Raw genomic sequence first — 19,315 nt, forward strand, 5'->3', positions numbered from 1 at the left:
CGGCTTACTGCTCTTCGAGTTCGGCCGCCGTCGACACCCACAGGACCATGGCGTCGTCCTGGCTCAGGCTGATGACCCGGTGGCCCATGCGGCTGTCGATATAGAAGCTTTCGCCGGCCGCCAGGCGGGCGGGCTGGTAGAACTCGGTGTGCAGCTCGATTTCGCCGCTGAGCACGTAGACGAATTCTTCGCCCCGGTGGCGGCTCCAGTCGTGGAACTCGCCGAATGAACGGGCCTTGACCCGCGTGTAGAACGGCATCATGCGCTTGTGCGACAACGCATTGCACAGCAGCCGGTGGTCGTAGTACGGGGTTTCGTACGAGCGGCCCTCGCCCAGCTGGTTGATCGAGCGGCGGCCGGTGCCCATGTGGTCCTGCGGCGGCATGAACAGCTCGGCCACGTCCAGTTCCAGGCCGGCGGCGATCTTCAGCAGGTTGTCATAGGTGGGCGACAGCAGCCCGTTCTCGATCTTGGACAGGGTGGACGCCGCCACGCCGGTGGCCTGGGCGGCCTGTTTCAGGGTCCAGTCGCGCGCCCTGCGCAGGTCGCGCAGCCGTTGCGCCAGCGCGCTCTGCTTGGTGGTGGGCATGATGGTGTCCTTCACGCACGCGAACGGCGCTCGCGCAGCCGGTCGCGCGCCTGGTACGACCAGTAGGTCAGCTGCACGGCGGCGGTGCCCAGCGGGCCGCCGTTCCAGTCCAGCCCGAAGGGCGCGAACTGGCGATAGCGCTCGCTGTCGCCGCATATGCCTTCGGCCACCACGCGGCCGCCGATGGCTGTGGTGTTCATGCCATGGCCGCCGAACGCGGTGCAGTACCACGCCCCGGGCTGCAGCTGGCCGATCTGCGGCATCAGATGGCGGGCGTAAGCCATGCGGCCCGACCAGGCCACCTCGACCCGCACCCCGGCCAGTTGCGGATACACCGACAGCAATTCGGCGCGCAGCGACTCGGCCAGGTCGGGCGGGTCGTCGATGCGGGTGGTGATGTGGCTGCCCCAGCTGATGCGCCCGCCCTCGACCACGCGGTAATAGTTGCCGGCCCGGCGCGTGTCGCCAATGGCGGCGTCGGTGCGGATGGCCTCGCGCACGCGCTCGCCCAGCGGCTCGGTCAGCATGATGTAGGTGGCGATGGGCAGCATGGCGCGGCGCAATGCGGGCACCAGGCCGTCGGTATAGCCCCCGGTGCAGAAAACCACGGTCTGCGCCTCGACCGAGCCCTCCGGGGTGGTCAGGCGCTTCGCCGCGCCGGCCAGGCTGGCCGAACGCACCGGCGAATCTTCATGGATGCGCACCCCCAGCCGCGCGCATTCGCGCGCCAGCGCCAGGGCGTAGTTAAGCGGGTGGAAATGGAACGAGTCCGGATCGTACACGCCCTGGAAGTACGCGTCGGAACGCAGCAGTTCGCGCACCTCGTCGCGCTGCAGCAGCCGGACCTGCCGGCCGAACCGGCGCTGTTCGTCGCAATAGGCGCGCAGCGAAGCTGCGTCGTCGTAGCGCAGTACGCGCAGGCGGCCGTCGACTTTGCGCGCATCCGCGATGCCCAGGTCGCGGATGTTGTCGCGGATGATATCCACGCCTTCGATGGACAGGCGGTACAGGCCCTCGTAGCCCGCCTGCCCCACGCGCCGGCGGATCAGGTCGGCGCCGGCCGAGAAGGCCGGCGACACCGAGCCGCCGTTGCGGCCGGAAGCGCCCCACCCCACCCGGCACGCTTCCAGCAGGGTGACCTGGCGGCCGCGGCGGGCCAGTTCCAGCGCGGCCGTCAGCCCGGCCAGCCCGCCGCCGACGATGCAGATGTCGGTGCTGGCGGGTCCGGCCAGCGCGCCGTAGCGGGTTTGCGCAGCGCCCAGCGTGCGCTTGTAAAACGTGTCGATGTACTCGGAAGCCATGATGGCATGGAAGCAGACAGGCCCTAGGCCAGGGACGCCGGCGCCAGCGATCCGGCGACGCGTTTTTCAACCCAGTTGGCCAGGCGCAACAAGGGATAGCAGTATATGAAATAGATGAGCGCGATCAGGGCATAGATGAACAGCGACTTGCTGGGATAGGTGATCATGAACACCTCTCCCTGGCGCGTCAGTTCGGTAATGCCCACCACCGACAGAATGGCGGTGCTCTTGATCAGCATGACGTATACGCCGCTCATGGGCTGCACGATCAGGCGCATGGCCTGGGGCAGCACCACCAGCCGCAGGGCCTGCAGCGGCCGCAGCCCCAGCGTCATGGCGCCCTCGACCTGGCCGCGCGGCACAGCCAGGATGGCGTTCATGACGATCTCGGCCACGTAGCTGGACGTATACACCGACAGCGACACGAAGGCCGCCGTGTCCGAATCCCATTCCAGCCAGGCCATGCCGCTGCTGGGCAGCACGAAATAGAACACGTACAGCTGCACCAGGAACGGCGTGCCGCGCAGCATGTGGATGTACAGCCCCAGCAGCTGGTGCACCACGCGGATGCGGTAGCTGCGTATCACGCCGATCAGGAAGCCCAGCGTCGAGCCCGCGATAATGGCCAGGAACGAGATCTTCAGCGTTTCCAGAAAACCTTTCAGCAGAAAGGGCATGACGGTCACCGCGGTGGACCAGTATTCGTTCAGCATGGCTACCTCGCGTTCCAGGCCGGCCCCGCCAGCCACAGGCCTACCAGGCGCGACAGGCCCAGCATGCAGGCGTAGATCAGCAAGTACCCGGCCGCGATGGTCAGGAAGCTTTCATTGGGCACGATGCGCTCGCTGTTCATCAGCACGCCCGCGGCCACCAGCTCGAATACGGCGATCAGCGACAACAGCGATGTGTCCTTGATCAGCACCGCCGTCTGGCCCAGCAGCGGCGGCAAGGTGTTGGCGAATGCCTGCGGCAGCACCACGTAGCGCAGGCGCTGCCGGAAACCCATGCCGACCGCCTTGGCGCCCTCGATCTGGCCACGCGGCACCGACTGGATGCCCACGCGCACGATCTCGCTCATGTACGCCGTATGGTGCAGCGTCATCGCGACGATGCCCAGGATCAGCTCGCTCCAGGACTTGGCCGCCGGAATGAAATACGGCAGCGCGTAGTACACCAGGTAGATCTGCACCAGCAGGGGCGTGGCGCGGATGAACTGGATGTACCCCGCCGCCAGCCGCCACACCGGCGCCCGGCGCGCCATGCGCGCCAGCGCCACCAGCACGCCCAGCGCCACCGAGCACACCAGGCTGACCCCGGCGGCCACCAGCGTGTTGGCCAGCCCGTCGGCGAACTGGCCCGCGTACTGGCCGACGATGCGCCAGTTGTAGTAGTCGATCAGCCAATTCATGGGCTCAGGCCGCCGTCAATGCTCTTTCTTCCAATCGGTGGAATACCAGTACTTGACGGCTTCGGGCAGCGAATTGTCGGCCGTGCGCAGCTCGCGCCAGTTGTCCAGCCAGAATTTCAGGCGATAGGCGTCGGGGGCCACCGCGAAGGCCAGCGGCTCGCGCACCATGATGCCGTCGAGCACGCGCAGGTTGCCGAAATCGGCCAGGAACTGGTTGGCCGTGCTCAGCGACATGATGCCGGCGTCGAGCCGGCCGCTGGAGATCGCCTGGCCGACCGGGGCGCTGCCGCCCGAAAACTCTTTCAGCTTGGCCTCGGGCAGCATCTTGCGCGCGACCTCGGCGTAGGTGCTGGCGCCCAGCGCGCCGATGGTGACGTCGCCCTTGTTCAGGTCGGTGTAGCTTTTATAGGGCGAGTCCTTGGGCACCACGGCCACGGTCTCGGCGTAGAACATGGGGGCCGAGAACAGGATCTGGGCGGCCCGCTGCGGCGTGGGCGTCATGTCGGCGGCCACCATGTCGGCCTTGCCGGACAGCAGCGCCGGGATCAGGCCTTTCCATTCGTAGTCCTGCAGCACCAGTTTCACGCCCAGGTCGTCGGCCATGCGACGCGCCAGTTCCACAGCCAGCCCGGTGCGCTTGCCCGACTTGTCCATGAAGCTCATCAGCGGGCCCGAGGTCTGCACGGCCACGCGGAATTCGCCGCGCTTGAGGATGTCCGACAGCGCATCCGCGCGGGCGGCCGTGGTGACGCAGGCAGCCGTCAGGGCCAGCGCTGCGACGCCCAGCCATTGTTTGATTTTCTGCATGTTGAGAATCCTCTTTAACGATGTGAAGCCGCCGGGCCGAACGAGGCCGGACGGTATTGCCGGTACCACCACAACGACTGCGAGGCCGCGCGCGCGGGGCACGCGCGGGTGCTACAGAATCTTTTCCAGGAAGGCCTGCGTGCGCGCGTGGCTGGGGTGCCGGAACAGCGTGTCGGGGCTGCCTTCTTCGATGATGCGTCCGCCGTCCATGAACAGGGCGCGGTCGGCCACGTCGCGCGCGAAGCCCATTTCATGGGTGACCACCGCCATGGTCATGCCGTCGCCCGCCAGCTCGCGCATCAGGTCCAGGATGCCGCCCACGGTTTCCGGATCGAGCGCCGACGTGGCTTCGTCGAACAGCATCAGCTTCGGATCCATGGCCAGCGCGCGGGCAATGGCCACGCGCTGCTGCTGGCCGCCAGACAACTGGCTGGGATAGCGGGCGCCGAAATCGGCCATGCCGACGCGCTCGAGCAGGGCGTGGGCATAGCGCTCGGCTTCGGCGCGATTGCGCTTGCGCACCACGCGCTGCGGCAACGCCACGTTGTCGAGCGCGGTGCGGTGCTGGAACAGGTTGAAATGCTGGAACACCATGCCGACCTCGGTGCGCCAGAGGTTCAGGTCAGTGGCGGAATCGCCGATCGACACGCCATCGATGCGTATGTCGCCGGCGTCGATGGACTCCAGGCCGTTCAGGGTGCGCAGCAGCGTGCTCTTGCCCGAGCCCGACGGCCCCACTACCACCAGCACTTCGCCGCGTTCGATGCGGCAATGGATGTCGGTAAGGGCCGCATGCGGCGGCTGGCCTTCGCGGTGGAAGGTCTTGTGTACCGCTTCGACAACGACCAAAGGATCCGGCATGGGGCTGCAATCTCAAAAAGATTTCGCATTTGGCGTCAGAGTTTCGTATAGTAAATTTTTCTGCCGGAATTCCACCTAGGCATTTCCCTAACGCTCGATGCACGCGCCACTGTTGCCGCCCCAAGGAGAGTACCGATGAATACCCCCCAAGACATTCTGCGCGCCCTGGGCCTGGGCGAGGCCGCCCTGCGGGGCGGCACGCTGGCGGCGCACAGCCCCATCGACGGCGCGCGGCTGGCCCAGGTGGCCGAACACAGCGTGGCGCAGGCGCATGCGGCGATCACCCGCGCGCGCCAGGCCAGCCAGGCCTGGCGGCTGGTGCCGGCGCCGCGCCGCGGCGAGCTGGTGCGGCTGTTCGGCGATACGCTGCGGCGCCACAAGCAGGAGCTGGGGCGGCTGGTGTCGCTCGAGGCGGGCAAGATCCTGGCCGAAGGCGAAGGCGAAGTGCAGGAAATGATCGACATCTGCGATTTCGCGCTGGGCCTGTCGCGCCAGCTGTACGGCCTGACCATCGCCTCCGAGCGCCCTGGCCACCGCATGATGGAAACCTGGCACCCGCTGGGCGTGGTCGGCGTCATCAGCGCATTCAATTTCCCGGTTGCGGTGTGGTCGTGGAACACCGCGCTGGCCCTGGTGTGCGGCAACGCCGTGGTCTGGAAGCCGTCCGAGAAAACCCCCCTGACGGCGCTGGCCTGCCAGGCGTTGTTCGCACAGGCCGTGCAGCAGTTCGGCGATGCGCCGGCCGGCCTGCTGGAAGTGCTGATCGGCGGCCGGCAGGTGGGCGAGGTGCTGGTCGATTCGCACGACGTGGCGCTGGTGTCGGCCACCGGCTCGACCCGCATGGGCCGGCAGGTGGGGCCGCGGGTCGCGCAGCGCTTCGGCCGCGTACTGCTGGAACTGGGCGGCAACAACGCCATCATCGTGGCGCCCAGCGCCGACCTGGACATGGCGGCGCGCGGCATCGTGTTCGGCGCCATCGGCACGGCCGGCCAGCGCTGCACCAGCACGCGCCGGCTGATCGTGCACGAAAGCGCGGCCGACGACCTGCTGGCGCGCCTGCGCACCGCCTACGCCAGCGCAAGCATCGGCAATCCGCTGGACAGCGCCACCCTGGTGGGCCCGCTGATCGACCGCGCCGCCTTCGATGCCATGCAGCAGGCCCTGCAGGCCGCGCGCGAACAGGGCGGCAGCGTCACCGGCGGCGAACGCGTGTTGCAGGACCAGTACCCCGACGCCTGGTATGTGCGTCCCGCCATTGTCGAAATGCCGGGCCAGACCGACGTGGTATGCCACGAAACCTTCGCGCCCATTCTGTATGTGATGCGCTACGGCGATTTTGAGCAGGCCCTGGCCATGCACAACGGCGTGCCGCAGGGGCTGTCGTCGGCAATATTCACCAACGACCTGCGCGAAGCCGAAACCTTCCTGTCGGCGGCGGGCTCGGACTGCGGCATCGCCAACGTCAACATCGGCACCTCGGGCGCCGAGATCGGCGGCGCGTTCGGCGGCGAAAAAGAAACCGGCGGCGGCCGCGAATCGGGTTCGGATGCCTGGAAGAACTACATGCGGCGCGCCACCAACACCATCAACTACTCGCGCGAACTGCCGCTGGCCCAGGGCATCAAGTTCGGGCAATGACGCGCCCGGTGCAAGCGCGCACCATGACGTAATGGTTTACATGCGGTTGCAGGCGGCCCCGGCGGCGGTGCTACAGTGCGTCGTCGCCATTTACCCTCGCTTGCCCATGTTTTCGCATACCGCCCCCCTGCCTTCCCCGTTGCGCGCCCTGCTGCTGGCCGCGCTGCTGGGCGCCGCCATGCCGGCCGCCGCCGGCATTACTTACCAGCTGGAACGGCCCGCCGCCGCGCCGGGCGAAACCGTACAGATACAGGCGGTGTATTTCAACGACGGCGACGCGGGCACGCAGTGGCAGCCGCCCAACCAGCTGGTGGTGCAATGGCGCGGCGCCGACGGCGCCATCGTCCGCAGCCTGGCCACGCTGGCCAGCCCGCAGGCCGCCCTGAACATCCCGGTGAACAATTTTGCCCGGGTCGCGTGGAGCACCGTGGTGCCGCAACAGGCACGCGGGCTGCAGGCGCTGTCCATCGAAGGCGAACCCACCATGATGGCGCTGGACGTCACCGGCCGTGAAAGCGGCACCCTGGCCAGCACGCCGGCGCAGGGCCCCGTGATCGACGCCCGCACCGGCCAGCCGGTGCCCGTGGCGGAAGTCGAGGCCACCGGCGCCGCGCTCAACGCCGGCCCTGCCCCCACCGATGCCGCCCAGGCGCAATGGCAGGCCAAACCCACGGCCTTCGATGCATTCCGCGGCGCACTGTCCGAATACCAGCCCATTTATTTCGACGTGGGCACGCGCGGCGGCACGACCGCGCGCTTCCAGATCAGCGCCAAGTACCGGCTGTTCAACCCGCCGGGCGGCCGCAAACCCACCTTCGGCGAAAATTTCTACGTGGGCTACACCCAGACCTCGCTGTGGGACCTGGAGGGCGATTCGATGCCGTTCATCGACACCACCTTCAATCCCAGCGTGTTCTGGCTGTCCGACAACATGTGGACCTCGCCCAGCCAGAACTGGCGCCTGGGCCTGAATACCGGGGTCGAGCACATGTCCAACGGCAAGAGCGGCGATGATTCGCGCTCGCTGAACGATGCCTACGTGCAGCCGGCCATCAACTACCGTTTCGACAGCGGCAGCACGCTGACATTCGCCCCCAAGGTCCGGGCCTATTTCGCCGTGGAAGACGAAAACACCGACTACGCCGACTATGCCGGGTATGTGGACTGGAACCTGCGCTGGGCGCAGGACGACGGCGCGGTGATCTCGGCCATGTACCGGCAGGGCGCCAGCCGCCACCGCACCACGCAGCTGGATTTCGCCTGGCCGCTGCGGCGCACCTGGCTGAACATGAACGGCTACCTGCACCTGCAGTACTTCAACGGCTACGGCGAGACCCTGCTGGGCTACAACCAGCGCAACGAATCGCAGTTCCGCATCGGCCTGTCGCTGGTGCCCTGAGGCCGCCGCGCTCAGTTGGCCGCCACGCCGGCGGCTTTCACGACCGCCGACCAGTGCGCCAGCCCGTCCTGCACGATGCGCGCCAGTTCGGCGGGCGGCTGGTAGCTGGCATAGGCGCCCAGTTCATTGATCTGCGCGGCGAACCCGGGCGACTGCACCACCGTCTGCAGCGCCTGTGACAGCTTGTCGCGCACCGCGTCGGGCATGCCGGCCGGGCCGAACAGCGAGAACCAGGCCTCGAGCGTGAATTCCGGCAGTCCGGCCTCGGCGGTGGTGGGCACGTCGGGCAGCATGGGATGGCGCTTTTTGCTGGTGATGGCAAGGGCGCGGATGGTGCCGGCCTTCAGGTGGCCGATGGCGCTGGGCGGCGTGGTAATGAACAGCTGCACCCGGCCGGCGATCAGGTCTTTCATGGCGGGCGCCGCGCCGTTGTACGGCACGTGCATGATGTCGGTGCCCGTCAGCTGCTTGAACTGTTCCGCGCCCAGGTGCTGGATGGAGCCCACGCCCGACGAGGCGTAGTTGAGCTTGCCTGGCTGCGCCTTGGCCTGAGCGATCAGTTCGCCCAGGGTCTGCGCCGGCGCGTTCTTCGGCACCAGGATGACATGCGGGCCGCGGAACACTTCGCCGATGGGCGTGAAGCTCTTGACCGGATCCCAGCCCTGGTTGGTGGACAGCGCCGGGCTGCCGGTATGGAAACCTTCGTACGAGAACAGCACCGTGTAGCCGTCGGGCTCGGCCCGCGCCACCTGGGTGTAGGCGATATTGCCGCTGCCGCCGGGCCGGTTTTCTACCACCACCGTCTGCCCCAGCACGTCTTTCAGGTGCTGGCCCAGCACGCGGCCGGCGATGTCCATGGTGCCGCCGGCCGCTACCGGCACGACCAGCGTAATGGGCCGGTCGGGAAAACCGGCGGCGTGCGCCGCGGTTCCCAGGCAAAAACAAAGCGACAAGGCTGCGCGGGCCAGGCGGTTCATGGCTGTCTCCGTGGATATAGGTATGGGCGGCGCGGCGGCCGGCGGCAGCCGCGCAAGGCCATGCCATTATTCCGATCCGGCGCCGCGATGCCGATGGCCGCGCGCTTGTATCAGCTATGCCGTTTTGTTCTATCTGGCCGCCGCGCGAACGCTGCGCATCAGCCGACCTGGATATGCAGGGGCAGCTCGCTGCAGCGGATGGCCTCTACCAGCACCGGGCGGATCTCGCCCAGCACGGCGCGGCCGGCCTGGGTCAGGGGCTGGTTGAGCGAGGTGGCCACCATCAGGCGGGTTTCCAGGCGCGGCGACAAGGGCGCGGTGACCACCGCGCCGGCGCGAGCCTCGGCGGCCACCGCCGGCATGGCCAGCACGGTATGGGCCACGCCGGCCAGCACCACGTCCTTCATCAGCGCCAGGGTGTCGAGCTCGTAGTCGGGTTCGAGTACTCGCCGCGCGCGCGTGGCGGCGGCTTCCAGGGTACGCCGCAATCCGTGCGTGCGGCTCGGCAGGGCCAGCGGCAGCGCGGCCAGGCGGCTGACCGGCACGCTGGCGCGGCCCAGGATGCCGGCTTCGCGCGCGCGCTGGGGGTGCGACACCAGAAACAGCCGCGCGCTGGCCAGGTAATCGACGGCGATGTGCCGCGAACGGCGGGCGTCGTGCAGAATGGCCACATCCAGCCGGCCGTCGACCAGCCATTCGTGCACGTAGCCGCTGTAGCCGGTAAGAAAGTTGACCTTCACGCCCGGCGCAATGGCGCGCATGCGCTGCAGCAGCGGCAGGCCGATCAGCGACATCACAGTGGGCGTGAGCCCCACCGTGACCACGCCGGCCAGCGGCGTGGTGCCGGCCGCCAGGTCGGCCGCCGCGGCGCCCAGCTGCTGCAGCAGCGGCCGGATACGCTGCGCATAGACCTCGCCTTCGCGGGTCAGCGAGACGCCGCGCCCGTGCCGATAGAACAACCGCGTGCCGCAGGCTTCTTCCAGGCGCTGCACCTGGCGGCCCAGCGCCGGCTGCGCCACGCCGATGACACTGGCGGCGCGCGAAAAGCTGCCGTGCTCGGCCACCGACAAAAAGTATTCCAGGCGCTTCAGGTCCACGGCCCATGCCCTCCCTGGCAGGCGCGGGCGGCCCATGCCCGGCCCGCATAGCTGATATAGGCACCGCATCATTGATGCCGACGCGGCAGCCTACCAGAATACCGCCAAGCTCCCCATGCCGCCGCCCCTGGCGGCCCACCCCTGCCCGCACGCCCCACGCATGAAGCACACCTCTGCACACGCCCTGCTCAAGATCTTCCACATCAACGGCCTGGACCGGGTTTTCCTGGTTCCCGGCGAAAGCTATCTTGGCATTCTGGACGCCCTGGTGGATTTTCCCGAAATCGACACAGTGGTCTGCCGCCATGAAAGCGGCGCGGGCTACATGGCGGTGGCCGACGGGCGGCTGACCGGCCGGCCCGGCGTCGTGATGGTCAGCCGCGGGCCCGGCGTCAGCAATGCCGCGATCGCCATCCACACCGCCCAGCAGGATGCGGTGCCGCTGATCGTCGTGGTGGGCCAGATCCCCAAGCGCGACCTGCGCCGCGAGGCGTTCCAGGAAATCGACTGCCAGAAGATGTTCGGCGACATCGCCAAATGGGTGTTCGAGCCCACGGACCCCGGCCAGCTGGCCGAGGCGGCCTTCAAGGCGATCCGCCTGGCCACCACCGGCACGCCCGGGCCGGTGGTGCTGGTGATTCCCGAAGACATCCAGCAGCAGGAAGCCGCGCAGCCCGCCTGGCGCGCCACGCCGCACGCCGCCACGCTGCCGTCGGCCCCGCAACTGGAGGCCGTGCGGCAGCAGCTGAACCAGGCGCGGCGGCCGCTGATCGTGGCGGGCGGCGCACTGGAGCAGCCGGGCGGCCGCGAGGCGCTGCGTGCGTTCGCGCAGGCCTGGCAGATACCCGTGGCCGTTTCGTTCCGGCGCCACGACCTGTACCCCAATGACGACGCCCTGTACGCGGGCGAACTCGGCCTGGCCAACCCGCCCGAGCAGATCGACGCCCTGCGGCGCAGCGACCTGATCCTGGCGCTGGGCACGCGCCTGGGCGACGTGCCCACGCAGGGCTATGCCTTTCCGGACCTGCCGCAAGCCAGCCAGCAACTGCTGCACTGCTATCCGGACCCGCATATCGTGGGCCTGAATTTCGCAGCCGACCACGGCCTGGTGTGCGACCCGGCGGCGCTGCTGCGGCAACTGGCCGCCGACGCGCCGGCCCGGCCTGATCGCGATCCCGAGTGGGCCGCCGAACTGCGCAGCCGGCACACGCAGCGCGCCGCCTGGGTGGCGGGCCAGCCGTCCGATGGCGTCGACTTCAACCTGGTGGTGCGCAGCCTGGCCGAGCAGGCGCCCGACGACGCCATCGTCTGCCTGGACGCCGGCACCTTCGCCGCGCCGGTGTACCGCCATTTTCCGTTCCGCGGCAGCCAGCGGCTGATGACGCCGCTGTCGGGCGCCATGGGCTACGGCACGCCGGCCGCCGTCGCCAGCGCCCTGCGCCATCCCGGCCGCAAGACCATCTGCCTGGTGGGCGACGGCGGCTTCCTGATGACCGGCAATGAAATGATCGCCGCGGTAGAGCGCCAGCTGCCGATCCTGTTCATCGTGTCCAACAATGCCAGCTACGGCTCGATCCGCCTGCACCAGGAACGCCAGTACCCCGGCCGCGTCAGCGGCACCTCGCTGTCCAATCCCGATTTTCCGGCCCTGGCCGCGGCGTTCGGCATGGCGTCGAGCCGCGTCGAGCATGCCGGGCAGGTCGACGCGGCCATCGCCGCGGGCCTGCGCGCCGATGGGCCGCGGTTCATCGAGGTGCGCAGCAGCCTGGCGGCCATCCTGCCGGACACGGGGCCGGCGCCGGCCGGCTGAACGCGCCGGGTGGTGCCACTACACTGTGAGCCGACGCATTCTTGCAGAGCGAACCATGCCCCATACCCTGTTGGTCGAGCGCACGCGCGGCGGCGCCGAGGCCGCCCGCGACATCGTGGAATGCCAGCATTTCGGGTCGATTGCCGTGGTCGACCCGACCGGCCGGCTGGTGGCCAGCGCGGGCGACCCGGACACGCTGACCTTTGCGCGCTCGTCACTCAAGCCGTTCCAGGCGCTGCCCTTCATGCGCGCCGGCGGCGCCGCGCACTTCGGCCTGCGTTCCGAGCAAATCGCGCTGCTGTGCGCCAGCCATTCGGGCGAAACCGCGCACACCGAAATCGTTGCCGGCCTTTTGGACAAGGCGGGCTGCCGGCCGGACGAATTGCAGTGCGGGTGCCACATGCCGATTGTGTTCAGCATGCCCGGCGGCGCGCAGGCGCCGGCCGGCTTCCAGCCCACCACGCTGCACCACAATTGCTCGGGCAAGCATGCCGGCTTCCTGGCCTATTGCGCCCAGCACGGGTTGACGCGCCACGATTACCTGTCCGCCGCCCATCCGCTGCAAGCCGCCGTGCGCGGCGAACTGGCGCAGGCGTGCGCCATCCCGGCCGACGCGCTGCGCGCGGGTATCGACGGATGCTCGGCGCCCACCTACGCCCTGCCGCTGTCGGCGCTGGCCACCGGCTATGCCCGGCTGGCCGCCGCCCAGGCTGGCGATGCCGGCGCCGCAGCCGCGCTGCACACGCTGCGGCAGGCCATGATGGCGCATCCGCGGCTGGTGTCCGGCTCGGGGCGGTCCGACCTGGCGCTGATGGGCGCGCTGCCGGGCGAACTGGTCGCCAAGACCGGCGCCGACGGCGTGCAGGGCATGGGCCTGTGCGCACAGGGCCTGGGCATCGCGGTGAAGATGTCGGACGGCAACATGGCAACCGTGCATGCCGCGGCCATCGAAACCCTGCGGCAGCTTGGCCTGCCGGCCTCGCGGCTGGACACGCTGCGGGAATGGGCCCGGCCCGATATCCGCAACGCGGCCGGTCTGCGCACCGGCCAGATCCGGCCCGCTTTCGAACTGCGCCGCCACTGAGCCGCGGCGGCGCCAAGCCGGCTTGCCTTAATTGCCTTCGGCAATCGCGCCGTAGTCGAAGAACAGGTCGCGGATGGACGCGGGCCGGTGCTTCAACGAACCGATGTCGTTCATGAACTGCGCGTACTTCATCACGTGCTCGGGCGTGGTGGTGTACTTGGTGGCCGGATCATCCAGGATGTGGACCATGTCGTCGATGCTGAAAGTCTTGCCGCCGCCCATCGAGTCGATCAGCACCTGCGCCGCCGCTCGCTTGTCGGCCTTGATCATGTCCTGCGCCTGCTTCAGCGCGGCCACGAAGGCGGCGTAGACCTTCGGGTTTTCCTTGGCGAAGCGCGTGGTGGTGGACACCATGGTAAAGGTGGTGGACCCGCCCATCACATCATCGGAATTCATGATGCTGCGGATGCCCGGGGTGTGCTGCTCGAGCTGGGCCAGCGGCGGCGAGGCATAGTGCGCGGTGATATTGCTGCTGCCGGACAGCAGCGCGGCCGCGGCGTCGGCATGCCCCATGGTGACCGTGTACGGATCAAAGCGGAAGGCCTGGTCCTTGCCGTACTTCTGGACGGCGTACATCTGCATGATGATCGATGGAATCGACGACTTCACCGACGTGACGCCGATCTTGTCGCCCTGCTTGAGATCGTCGATAGACTTCAGATGCGCGGCGCGGGTGTTCAGGAACATGGGCATCGAACTCATTGCCGCCACGCCCTTGACGTCGCTGCTGCCCTTGGTGCGGTCCCACAGGATCAGGAACGACGGCGGGCCAGCCGATACGAAATGCGCCGAGCCCGACAGCAGCGCATCGATCATTGCCGACGGGCCGCCCAGCCTGGCCCAGTCGACCGTCACCTTGACGCCCGCTTTTTCGGCCTGCTGCTCGATCAGCTTGTGCTTCTGCATCATATACAGGGGCAGGAATCCGAAACCGCCGGCGCCCAGCGGAATGCGCAGCTCGCTGACCTCGGCGCGCGCGGCCGGCGGCAGAGCCATCGCCAAGGCCAGCAACAGTACGGTGGTAATTGTTCTCATGGTCTCCTCCTTGGGGGTGCTGCCTGGTATGGGGCTATCCCGCCCTGGGAACTGCCAGCGTCACCAACTTGCGCACATCGTCGATGCGCTCTAGCTGCCAGCATGCCGCGATCAGGGCCTCGACTTGCGTCGCGGGCAGCATGGTGGCCTGGTCGCGGAACTTGTCTTCAAGCTGGGCATCGCTGAGGGGCCGCTGCAGATTGCCCAGCGAATGCTCCAGCATCAGGGTGTGGGTCTTGCCGTCCTGCATCGAGACCTCGACGTGCACGCTGTCTTCCGGCATGGACGGGTCGGCCTCGGCCTGGACCCGCTCACGCACCTGGCGCATCAGCGGGTCATTGACGGCTTCGTCGGTGAACTCGGCCAGACCCGCCTTGCCGCGCACCAGCCCGATGGACGCCGCGTGATACACCGAGAACTTGCCTTCCAGCCCGGTGGCGATCTGTTTCTTGTCGCACAGGTCGCGCACCAGCGGCGCCACGCGCAGGCGCACCGCGGCGATATGGCCGGCGTCGATCTGGTGCGAGCGGCGCAGCTGGATGCAGGCGTCGATGGTGGGATGGATGACGATGCCGCACGGAAACGGCTTGTAGGTGTTCTGGTGAAAATGGTACTGGCGGCCCAGGCCCTCGCTGACCATGGCCAGGTCGTAGTCGGCGGCCTCGACCGCCGCGAAGCCGCGCGGCCCTTCGAGCGCATGCGCGCCCGCGGTGAAGCCGCGCTGCGCCAGCAGGGCCGCGATATAGCCGCTTTGGGCCGATCGGCCGGGATGGAATGACTTGGCCATCGAGCCGAACATCTCGCGCAGTCCGGCCGATTGCGTGGCGGCCAGGCCTATGGCCCACACCATCTGCCGGGCGTCCAGGCCCAGCAGCTTGCCGATCGCGACGGCCGCGCCGAACACGCCGATCGAGCCGGTGCTGTGCCAGCCCGCCTGGTAGTGCGCGGGATAAGTGGCATTGCCGATGCGCGTGACCGTTTCGTAGCCCAGCGCATAAGCGAGCTCGAGGTCGGCGCCGTGCACGGCGTGCATGCTGGCATACGCGAACAGCGCCGAGGCCACCGGCGATGTGGGATGGATGTAGTTGCTGGGCGTAGTGTCGTCGTAATCGTGCACGTGCGAACTGATGCCATTGAGCAGCGCGGCCAGCAGCGGATCGGTATGTTCGGCGCGGCCCAGCACGCGCGCCGTGGGCGGGCCGGCATAGGGCCCCAGCGCGGCCAGCGTGATGTCCATGGCTTCGTGGCGGCTGCCGCCCAGCGCGCAGCCCATGAAATTCACCAGGGCGCGCCGCGCTTCCTTGCGCGCATCGTCGGGAATGTCTTCCAGGCGGGTGTCGACCACATAGTCGGCCAGCTGGCGCGTCAGATTGCGGGTATCGGTGCCGCCCATGGCTGCTTGTCTCCGTGAAAGCCGATCTGGACGCCGGCTGATAAGGGCATGCCGCCCTGAAAAGGCGGCCCGGTACGGCGGATGATACGAACCGGTATTGCTATCTGTCAATAATATTGTATGACGATATCAAAGAAAAGCGCACTGATAAATGCCTTGACGCGTATATGCCTTATTGAGTATATATAGGGCATGGAATCCGCATTCGCCATCATCGCCGAGCCGAACCGCCGCGCCATCCTCAGCCTGCTTGCCGCATCCGAGCAGTCGGTGGGCGATATCGAAACCCGGCTGAATCTTTCACAACCCTCGGTTTCCAAGCACCTGCGGGTGCTGCGCGAAGCCGGGTTCGTCGAGGCGCGGGTCGACGCGCAGCGGCGCCTGTACCGCATCAGGCCCGAACCGTTGTTAGAGATCGATGCCTGGCTCGCGCCGTTCCGCCAGTTCTGGGCGGCCCGTTTCGACGCGCTGGAGCGCCACCTGGACCAAGTAAATCCCGTACCGCCACAAAGGGGCAAGAAGCATGAATGACCGCAACCAGTACCTGCCCGGCGCTGCCGCCGGCGCGCAAATCCGCAAAGACGCCGAAAAATGGACGCTTATCGTCACGCGCGAACTGCGCCATCCGCCGGAACAAGTATGGAAAGCGCTGACCGACCCGGCCAGCCTGCGCGAATGGGCGCCGTTCGACGCCGACCGCAGCCTGGGCGCGGTGGGCCCCGCCCGGCTTTCCACAGTGGGAGCGCCAACGCCGCAAACCTCGGACACCCAGGTAACACGGGCCGAAGCGCCCAGCCTGCTGGAATATGACTGGAGCGGCAACCACCTGCGCTGGACCCTCGAACCGCTGGGCGAAGGCACGCGCCTTACGCTCTGGCACAACATCGACCGCGGCTTCATCGCTATGGGCGCGGCCGGCTGGCATATCTGCCTGGACGTGCTCGACCGGCTGCTGGCCGGCGCCCCCATCGGGCGCATTGTCGGCGGCGAAGCCATGAAATTCGAGTGGCCGCGCCTGAAGGCCGAATACGAGAAGCAATTCGGCATCTGAACAAGCCGTGCCGCCGCGGGCCCGCCGTGCCTGTTCGCTGACCGTACACCCCGCGAGCGCGGCGCCCCGAAATCATCGACAATCTCCGCCTGGGCGCCCGCCATCAAGGCGCCCGCCTGACAAGATACGGAGACGAAGTTGGCTGGCACACAGAAGGGCTGGTATTTCGGGTGGAACATCGTGGCGGCGGCCACGCTGCTGACGCTGCTGACGGTGGGCATGCGCATGGGGGTCGGGCCTTTCTTCCTGCCCATGGCGCAAGACCTGGGCTTCAGCCGCAGCCTGCTGTCGGGCATCGTGGCCATCGGCATGCTGTGCTATGGCCTGGGCATGCCGGTGGCGGGCATCCTGGTGGCGCGCCGCGGCACCCGCTTCGTACTGCTGCTGGGCACCGCGATCGTGGTCGTTTCCATCATCTGGACGGTCAACGCGCGCGATCCGGTCAGCTTCCTGCTGGCCTTCGGCGTGCTGATGTCGGTGGGGCTGGCCTTCACCAGCCCGGTCGCCCTGACGCCCCTGCTCACCCGCTGGTTCACGCGCCGGCGCGGCATGGCGCTGTTCTTCCTGTCCACCGGCTCGATGGCGGGCATTGCCGTGATGACGCCGGCGCTGACCTACGCCGTCGAATCCACCACCTGGCAAACCACCTTGCTGGGCTTCGCCGTGCTGTTCACCGTGCTGACCGTGCCGATGGCCGTGTTCGTGATGCGCGACCAGGCCCCGCCGCACACCGACCTGACGCCCGAGCAGATTGCTGCCAGGCCGGCAGGCCGCACCGCCGCGCCGCCCGAAAGCCTGGCGTTCCGCGAAGCCACGCGCACGGCGCCGTTCTGGAAGATCACCCTGGGGCTGTTCGCCTGTGGTTTCAGCATGAACCTGCTGGGCACGCATGGCATGCCCATGCTGATGGACCACGGCTTCGACGCCACCACCAGTTCGCTGGGCATCGGCCTGATCGGGCTGGTGGCTATTTTCAGCACGCTGGTGCTGGGCCGGGTGTCCGACGTGCTGCCGCGCCGCAAGATCCTGGCCGCCATCTACCTGATCCGCGGCCTGGGCTTCTTCGCCCTGCTGCTGGTCGGCACGCATTGGGAACTGTACCTGGCCGCGGCCATCGGCGGCGTGGTCTGGTCCGGCAGCATCGCCATGTCGTCGGCCATCCTGGCCGACGTGTACGGCGTGCGCCTGGTAGGCGTGCTGTACGGCTGCGCCTATCTGGGCCACCAGGTGGGCGCCATGATCAGTTCGTGGCTGGGCGGCTGGGGCTACGAAACCTTCGGCACGCACTGGGTGGCCTTCGGCAGCGCCGGCACCATATTGTTGCTGGCGGCGCTGATCTCGCTGCGCCTGCCGCTGCAGGGTTTCACCCTGATGGCGCCGGCGCGCCTGGCGCACTGAGCGCCCGGCGCATCAGCCGGCCGGCAATGTGCGCAGCCCCTGCGGCGTGCGGATGCGCGCCAGCAGGCGCGGCGCCTCGCCGGTCGGCAAGGCATGGACCTCGACCGGCCCATCGAAGGCGATGGCGTCCAGCATGGCCCGGATGCCGTCCGGATCAGAGTGGAAGACCTGCAGCGCTTCCAGATGGCAGCCCAGGTCGTCCAGCTTCGCGGCGGGATGCGGCGCGGCGTCCCACTGGATCAGCGTGGGCGCGGCCCCGCCGGCGGGCAGGCTGCCGTCGGGCGGAATGGTAATGCGCCACGACAACGCGCCGCGGGTCATGGGCTCGATCTGCCCGGCCGTGCCGCAGGCCCCGGCCGCCGCGGCGATATCATCGGTGCGCGCCACCCAGGTTGCCAGGCGCGGCGGCGAATCCGGAGCCAGGCGGTCCAGTTCGAACCAGCGCGGGCGCGACGGCGCCGGCGCGGCGGGATCGCGGGCGATGACTTCCAGATAGGTGGATTCGCCCAGGCGCAGCAGCAGATTGTGCGTGCCCATGCGGGGATGCGCTCCACCGGGCTGCGGCCGCACCCCCAGCGCGTGTTCGACAAAATCGGCGCCGGCGGCCAGGTTCGGCGCCGCGACGGCAATATGATCCAGCAAGGCTTGCATGCGGCCTCCGGCAGGGATGCGCAAGGAAAGCGGCCAGTCTACCCTGCCTGGGCAGGCGCCGCGCCGAACACGATCTGGCCGGCCGGTATGGCCGCGATGCGCGGCCCGAAACTGGATATGGCGGGCAAGGTCATGTTGTGATGCGTGCGGATGGCCGCGGCATTCGCGTGCGGCTTGTCGTGGGTAGTGTGCGCGTCGGCGGCCAGCACGACTTCATAGCCGCGCGCGGCCGCTTGCCGCACCGTGGTATCCACGCAGAATTCGGTGGCGTACCCGCACACCACCACGCGCGACACCTGCAGCTGCCCGAGCAGGGCCGCCAGGCCGGTGCGCAAAAAGGCATCGGCCGTGGTCTTGTCCACGGCATGATCGCCCGCCAGGCGCTCCAGCCCGCCGTACAGCTGCCAGCCGGCGCTGCCGTGCGCCAGCTCGGTGCCGCCGGCATTGTGCTGGATATGGATCACAGCGGCGCCCGCGCGGCGGGCCCGCGCCGCCAGGGCATTGATGCGCGCCACGGTGGCGTCGGCGTCGGCGGGCCGGGGCTGCGGGCGGAACAGGGCTTCTTGCACATCCACGACCAGCAGTGCGCACGACATGGCGGCCTCCAGGCGAAAGCAGCCAGTCTACCCACGACGGCGCGGCGCGCACAAGCAGCCGTTCCGTGATCGAGGTGATCCAGGGGTCAGGCTCCGCAGGTGCCTGACACCGCGGTGTGCGGCAGCCGTCTCAGTCGTGCGGTGTCAGGCATCTGGCGGAGCCTGACACCTGGAAAATACCCAGGGCCAGACGTCGTCCTTATTGCCAAGTGTCCGACTC

General features: G+C 68.3%; 19 protein-coding genes. 7 read left to right on the top strand and 12 right to left on the bottom strand.

The features are described 5' to 3' along the window. Positions 1 to 4: 4 nt before the first annotated feature. The 6 genes from J2P76_RS20605 to J2P76_RS20630 all read right to left on the bottom strand — a co-directional run bounded on the left by J2P76_RS20605 (position 5) and on the right by J2P76_RS20630 (position 4,966). A complete protein-coding gene (locus J2P76_RS20605; protein WP_207409706.1) occupies positions 5 to 589 on the bottom strand; it encodes a helix-turn-helix domain-containing protein in 585 nt (194 codons plus the stop codon). A gap of 11 nt (positions 590 to 600) precedes the next feature. After that, on the bottom strand, positions 601 to 1,890 hold the full coding sequence (locus J2P76_RS20610; RefSeq protein WP_207409707.1) for an NAD(P)/FAD-dependent oxidoreductase: 1,290 nt from the start codon (positions 1,888 to 1,890) through the stop codon (positions 601 to 603). Positions 1,891 to 1,913: 23 nt separating this feature from the next. Then, positions 1,914 to 2,603, bottom strand: coding sequence for an amino acid ABC transporter permease (locus J2P76_RS20615; RefSeq protein WP_207409708.1), 690 nt, complete (start codon positions 2,601 to 2,603; stop codon positions 1,914 to 1,916). 2 nt (positions 2,604 to 2,605) lie between these two features. Then, positions 2,606 to 3,298, bottom strand: a complete 693-nt coding sequence (locus tag J2P76_RS20620; RefSeq protein WP_207409709.1) for an amino acid ABC transporter permease — start codon at positions 3,296 to 3,298, stop codon at positions 2,606 to 2,608. A gap of 15 nt (positions 3,299 to 3,313) precedes the next feature. Then, positions 3,314 to 4,105, bottom strand: a complete 792-nt coding sequence (locus tag J2P76_RS20625) for an ABC transporter substrate-binding protein (protein WP_207409710.1) — start codon at positions 4,103 to 4,105, stop codon at positions 3,314 to 3,316. Positions 4,106 to 4,216: 111 nt separating this feature from the next. Further along, positions 4,217 to 4,966, bottom strand: a complete 750-nt coding sequence (locus tag J2P76_RS20630) for an amino acid ABC transporter ATP-binding protein (RefSeq protein ID WP_278253192.1) — start codon at positions 4,964 to 4,966, stop codon at positions 4,217 to 4,219. 135 nt (positions 4,967 to 5,101) lie between these two features. On the opposite strand from J2P76_RS20630, the gene amaB reads away from it, so the two are divergent. Both amaB and J2P76_RS20640 read left to right on the top strand, forming a co-directional pair. Beyond that, complete coding sequence (amaB, locus tag J2P76_RS20635) at positions 5,102 to 6,604, top strand: L-piperidine-6-carboxylate dehydrogenase (protein WP_207409711.1); 1,503 nt, start codon at positions 5,102 to 5,104, stop codon at positions 6,602 to 6,604. A 106-nt stretch (positions 6,605 to 6,710) separates the two neighbouring features. After that, a complete protein-coding gene (locus J2P76_RS20640) occupies positions 6,711 to 8,003 on the top strand; it encodes a phospholipase A (protein ID WP_242697631.1) in 1,293 nt (430 codons plus the stop codon). An 11-nt stretch (positions 8,004 to 8,014) separates the two neighbouring features. On the opposite strand, the gene J2P76_RS20645 is transcribed toward J2P76_RS20640, so the two are convergent. Both J2P76_RS20645 and J2P76_RS20650 read right to left on the bottom strand, forming a co-directional pair. Then, on the bottom strand, positions 8,015 to 8,980 hold the full coding sequence (locus J2P76_RS20645) for a Bug family tripartite tricarboxylate transporter substrate binding protein (protein WP_207409713.1): 966 nt from the start codon (positions 8,978 to 8,980) through the stop codon (positions 8,015 to 8,017). Positions 8,981 to 9,138: 158 nt separating this feature from the next. Beyond that, positions 9,139 to 10,077, bottom strand: coding sequence for a LysR substrate-binding domain-containing protein (locus tag J2P76_RS20650; RefSeq protein ID WP_207409714.1), 939 nt, complete (start codon positions 10,075 to 10,077; stop codon positions 9,139 to 9,141). A gap of 160 nt (positions 10,078 to 10,237) precedes the next feature. Between J2P76_RS20650 and J2P76_RS20655 the strand changes: the two genes are divergently transcribed. Both J2P76_RS20655 and J2P76_RS20660 read left to right on the top strand, forming a co-directional pair. Then, a complete protein-coding gene (locus J2P76_RS20655) occupies positions 10,238 to 11,887 on the top strand; it encodes a thiamine pyrophosphate-dependent enzyme (protein WP_207409715.1) in 1,650 nt (549 codons plus the stop codon). 55 nt (positions 11,888 to 11,942) lie between these two features. Beyond that, positions 11,943 to 12,971 carry an asparaginase gene (locus J2P76_RS20660; protein ID WP_207409716.1) on the top strand — a complete coding sequence of 343 codons (1,029 nt, stop codon included), beginning with the start codon at positions 11,943 to 11,945 and terminating at the stop codon, positions 12,969 to 12,971. A 27-nt stretch (positions 12,972 to 12,998) separates the two neighbouring features. Here J2P76_RS20660 and J2P76_RS20665 read toward each other — a convergent pair whose 3' ends face one another. Both J2P76_RS20665 and J2P76_RS20670 read right to left on the bottom strand, forming a co-directional pair. Beyond that, positions 12,999 to 14,006, bottom strand: a complete 1,008-nt coding sequence (locus J2P76_RS20665) for an ABC transporter substrate-binding protein (protein ID WP_207409717.1) — start codon at positions 14,004 to 14,006, stop codon at positions 12,999 to 13,001. 34 nt (positions 14,007 to 14,040) lie between these two features. Further along, positions 14,041 to 15,399, bottom strand: a complete 1,359-nt coding sequence (locus tag J2P76_RS20670) for an MmgE/PrpD family protein (RefSeq protein WP_207409718.1) — start codon at positions 15,397 to 15,399, stop codon at positions 14,041 to 14,043. A 192-nt stretch (positions 15,400 to 15,591) separates the two neighbouring features. Between J2P76_RS20670 and J2P76_RS20675 the strand changes: the two genes are divergently transcribed. The 3 genes from J2P76_RS20675 to J2P76_RS20685 all read left to right on the top strand — a co-directional run bounded on the left by J2P76_RS20675 (position 15,592) and on the right by J2P76_RS20685 (position 17,848). After that, positions 15,592 to 15,930: an ArsR/SmtB family transcription factor gene (locus J2P76_RS20675; RefSeq protein ID WP_207409719.1), complete on the top strand. Its 339-nt coding sequence runs from the start codon at positions 15,592 to 15,594 to the stop codon at positions 15,928 to 15,930. Then, the gene (locus J2P76_RS20680) at positions 15,923 to 16,450 is read left to right on the top strand and encodes an SRPBCC family protein (protein WP_207409720.1); all 528 of its coding nucleotides are present in this window, start codon (positions 15,923 to 15,925) and stop codon (positions 16,448 to 16,450) included. Before J2P76_RS20675 ends, J2P76_RS20680 begins: the two co-directional genes overlap by 8 nt. Before the next feature lie 138 nt (positions 16,451 to 16,588). Beyond that, positions 16,589 to 17,848, top strand: coding sequence for an MFS transporter (locus tag J2P76_RS20685; RefSeq protein WP_207409721.1), 1,260 nt, complete (start codon positions 16,589 to 16,591; stop codon positions 17,846 to 17,848). Between the two features lie 12 nt (positions 17,849 to 17,860). Here the strand turns inward: J2P76_RS20685 and J2P76_RS20690 are convergent, their stop codons facing one another. Together J2P76_RS20690 and J2P76_RS20695 are read right to left on the bottom strand one after the other, a co-directional pair. After that, positions 17,861 to 18,499, bottom strand: coding sequence for a VOC family protein (locus J2P76_RS20690; RefSeq protein ID WP_207409722.1), 639 nt, complete (start codon positions 18,497 to 18,499; stop codon positions 17,861 to 17,863). 38 nt (positions 18,500 to 18,537) lie between these two features. Further along, the gene (locus tag J2P76_RS20695) at positions 18,538 to 19,095 is read right to left on the bottom strand and encodes an isochorismatase family protein (RefSeq protein ID WP_207409723.1); all 558 of its coding nucleotides are present in this window, start codon (positions 19,093 to 19,095) and stop codon (positions 18,538 to 18,540) included. Positions 19,096 to 19,315 lie beyond the last annotated feature (220 nt).

Origin of the sequence: Bordetella petrii (assembly GCF_017356245.1) — a bacterium.
Taxonomy (GTDB): Bacteria; Pseudomonadota; Gammaproteobacteria; order Burkholderiales; family Burkholderiaceae_B; genus Bordetella_A; species Bordetella_A petrii_D.

Excerpts from the sequence above, each read along its gene's own strand:
- J2P76_RS20680 (WP_207409720.1), top strand. The coding sequence starts at position 15,923 with ATGAATGACCGCAACCAGTACCTGCCCGGCGCTGCCGCCGGCGCGCAA.
- J2P76_RS20605 (WP_207409706.1), bottom strand. The coding sequence starts at position 589 with ATGCCCACCACCAAGCAGAGCGCGCTGGCGCAACGGCTGCGCGACCTG.
- J2P76_RS20615 (WP_207409708.1), bottom strand. The coding sequence starts at position 2,603 with ATGCTGAACGAATACTGGTCCACCGCGGTGACCGTCATGCCCTTTCTG.
- J2P76_RS20690 (WP_207409722.1), bottom strand. The coding sequence starts at position 18,499 with ATGCAAGCCTTGCTGGATCATATTGCCGTCGCGGCGCCGAACCTGGCC.
- J2P76_RS20670 (WP_207409718.1), bottom strand. The coding sequence starts at position 15,399 with ATGGGCGGCACCGATACCCGCAATCTGACGCGCCAGCTGGCCGACTAT.
- J2P76_RS20675 (WP_207409719.1), top strand. The coding sequence starts at position 15,592 with ATGGAATCCGCATTCGCCATCATCGCCGAGCCGAACCGCCGCGCCATC.
- J2P76_RS20630 (WP_278253192.1), bottom strand. The coding sequence starts at position 4,966 with ATGCCGGATCCTTTGGTCGTTGTCGAAGCGGTACACAAGACCTTCCAC.
- J2P76_RS20660 (WP_207409716.1), top strand. The coding sequence starts at position 11,943 with ATGCCCCATACCCTGTTGGTCGAGCGCACGCGCGGCGGCGCCGAGGCC.
- J2P76_RS20655 (WP_207409715.1), top strand. The coding sequence starts at position 10,238 with ATGAAGCACACCTCTGCACACGCCCTGCTCAAGATCTTCCACATCAAC.
- J2P76_RS20640 (WP_242697631.1), top strand. The coding sequence starts at position 6,711 with ATGTTTTCGCATACCGCCCCCCTGCCTTCCCCGTTGCGCGCCCTGCTG.
- J2P76_RS20695 (WP_207409723.1), bottom strand. The coding sequence starts at position 19,095 with ATGTCGTGCGCACTGCTGGTCGTGGATGTGCAAGAAGCCCTGTTCCGC.
- amaB (WP_207409711.1), top strand. The coding sequence starts at position 5,102 with ATGAATACCCCCCAAGACATTCTGCGCGCCCTGGGCCTGGGCGAGGCC.
- J2P76_RS20625 (WP_207409710.1), bottom strand. The coding sequence starts at position 4,105 with ATGCAGAAAATCAAACAATGGCTGGGCGTCGCAGCGCTGGCCCTGACG.
- J2P76_RS20610 (WP_207409707.1), bottom strand. The coding sequence starts at position 1,890 with ATGGCTTCCGAGTACATCGACACGTTTTACAAGCGCACGCTGGGCGCT.
- J2P76_RS20665 (WP_207409717.1), bottom strand. The coding sequence starts at position 14,006 with ATGAGAACAATTACCACCGTACTGTTGCTGGCCTTGGCGATGGCTCTG.
- J2P76_RS20620 (WP_207409709.1), bottom strand. The coding sequence starts at position 3,298 with ATGAATTGGCTGATCGACTACTACAACTGGCGCATCGTCGGCCAGTAC.
- J2P76_RS20645 (WP_207409713.1), bottom strand. The coding sequence starts at position 8,980 with ATGAACCGCCTGGCCCGCGCAGCCTTGTCGCTTTGTTTTTGCCTGGGA.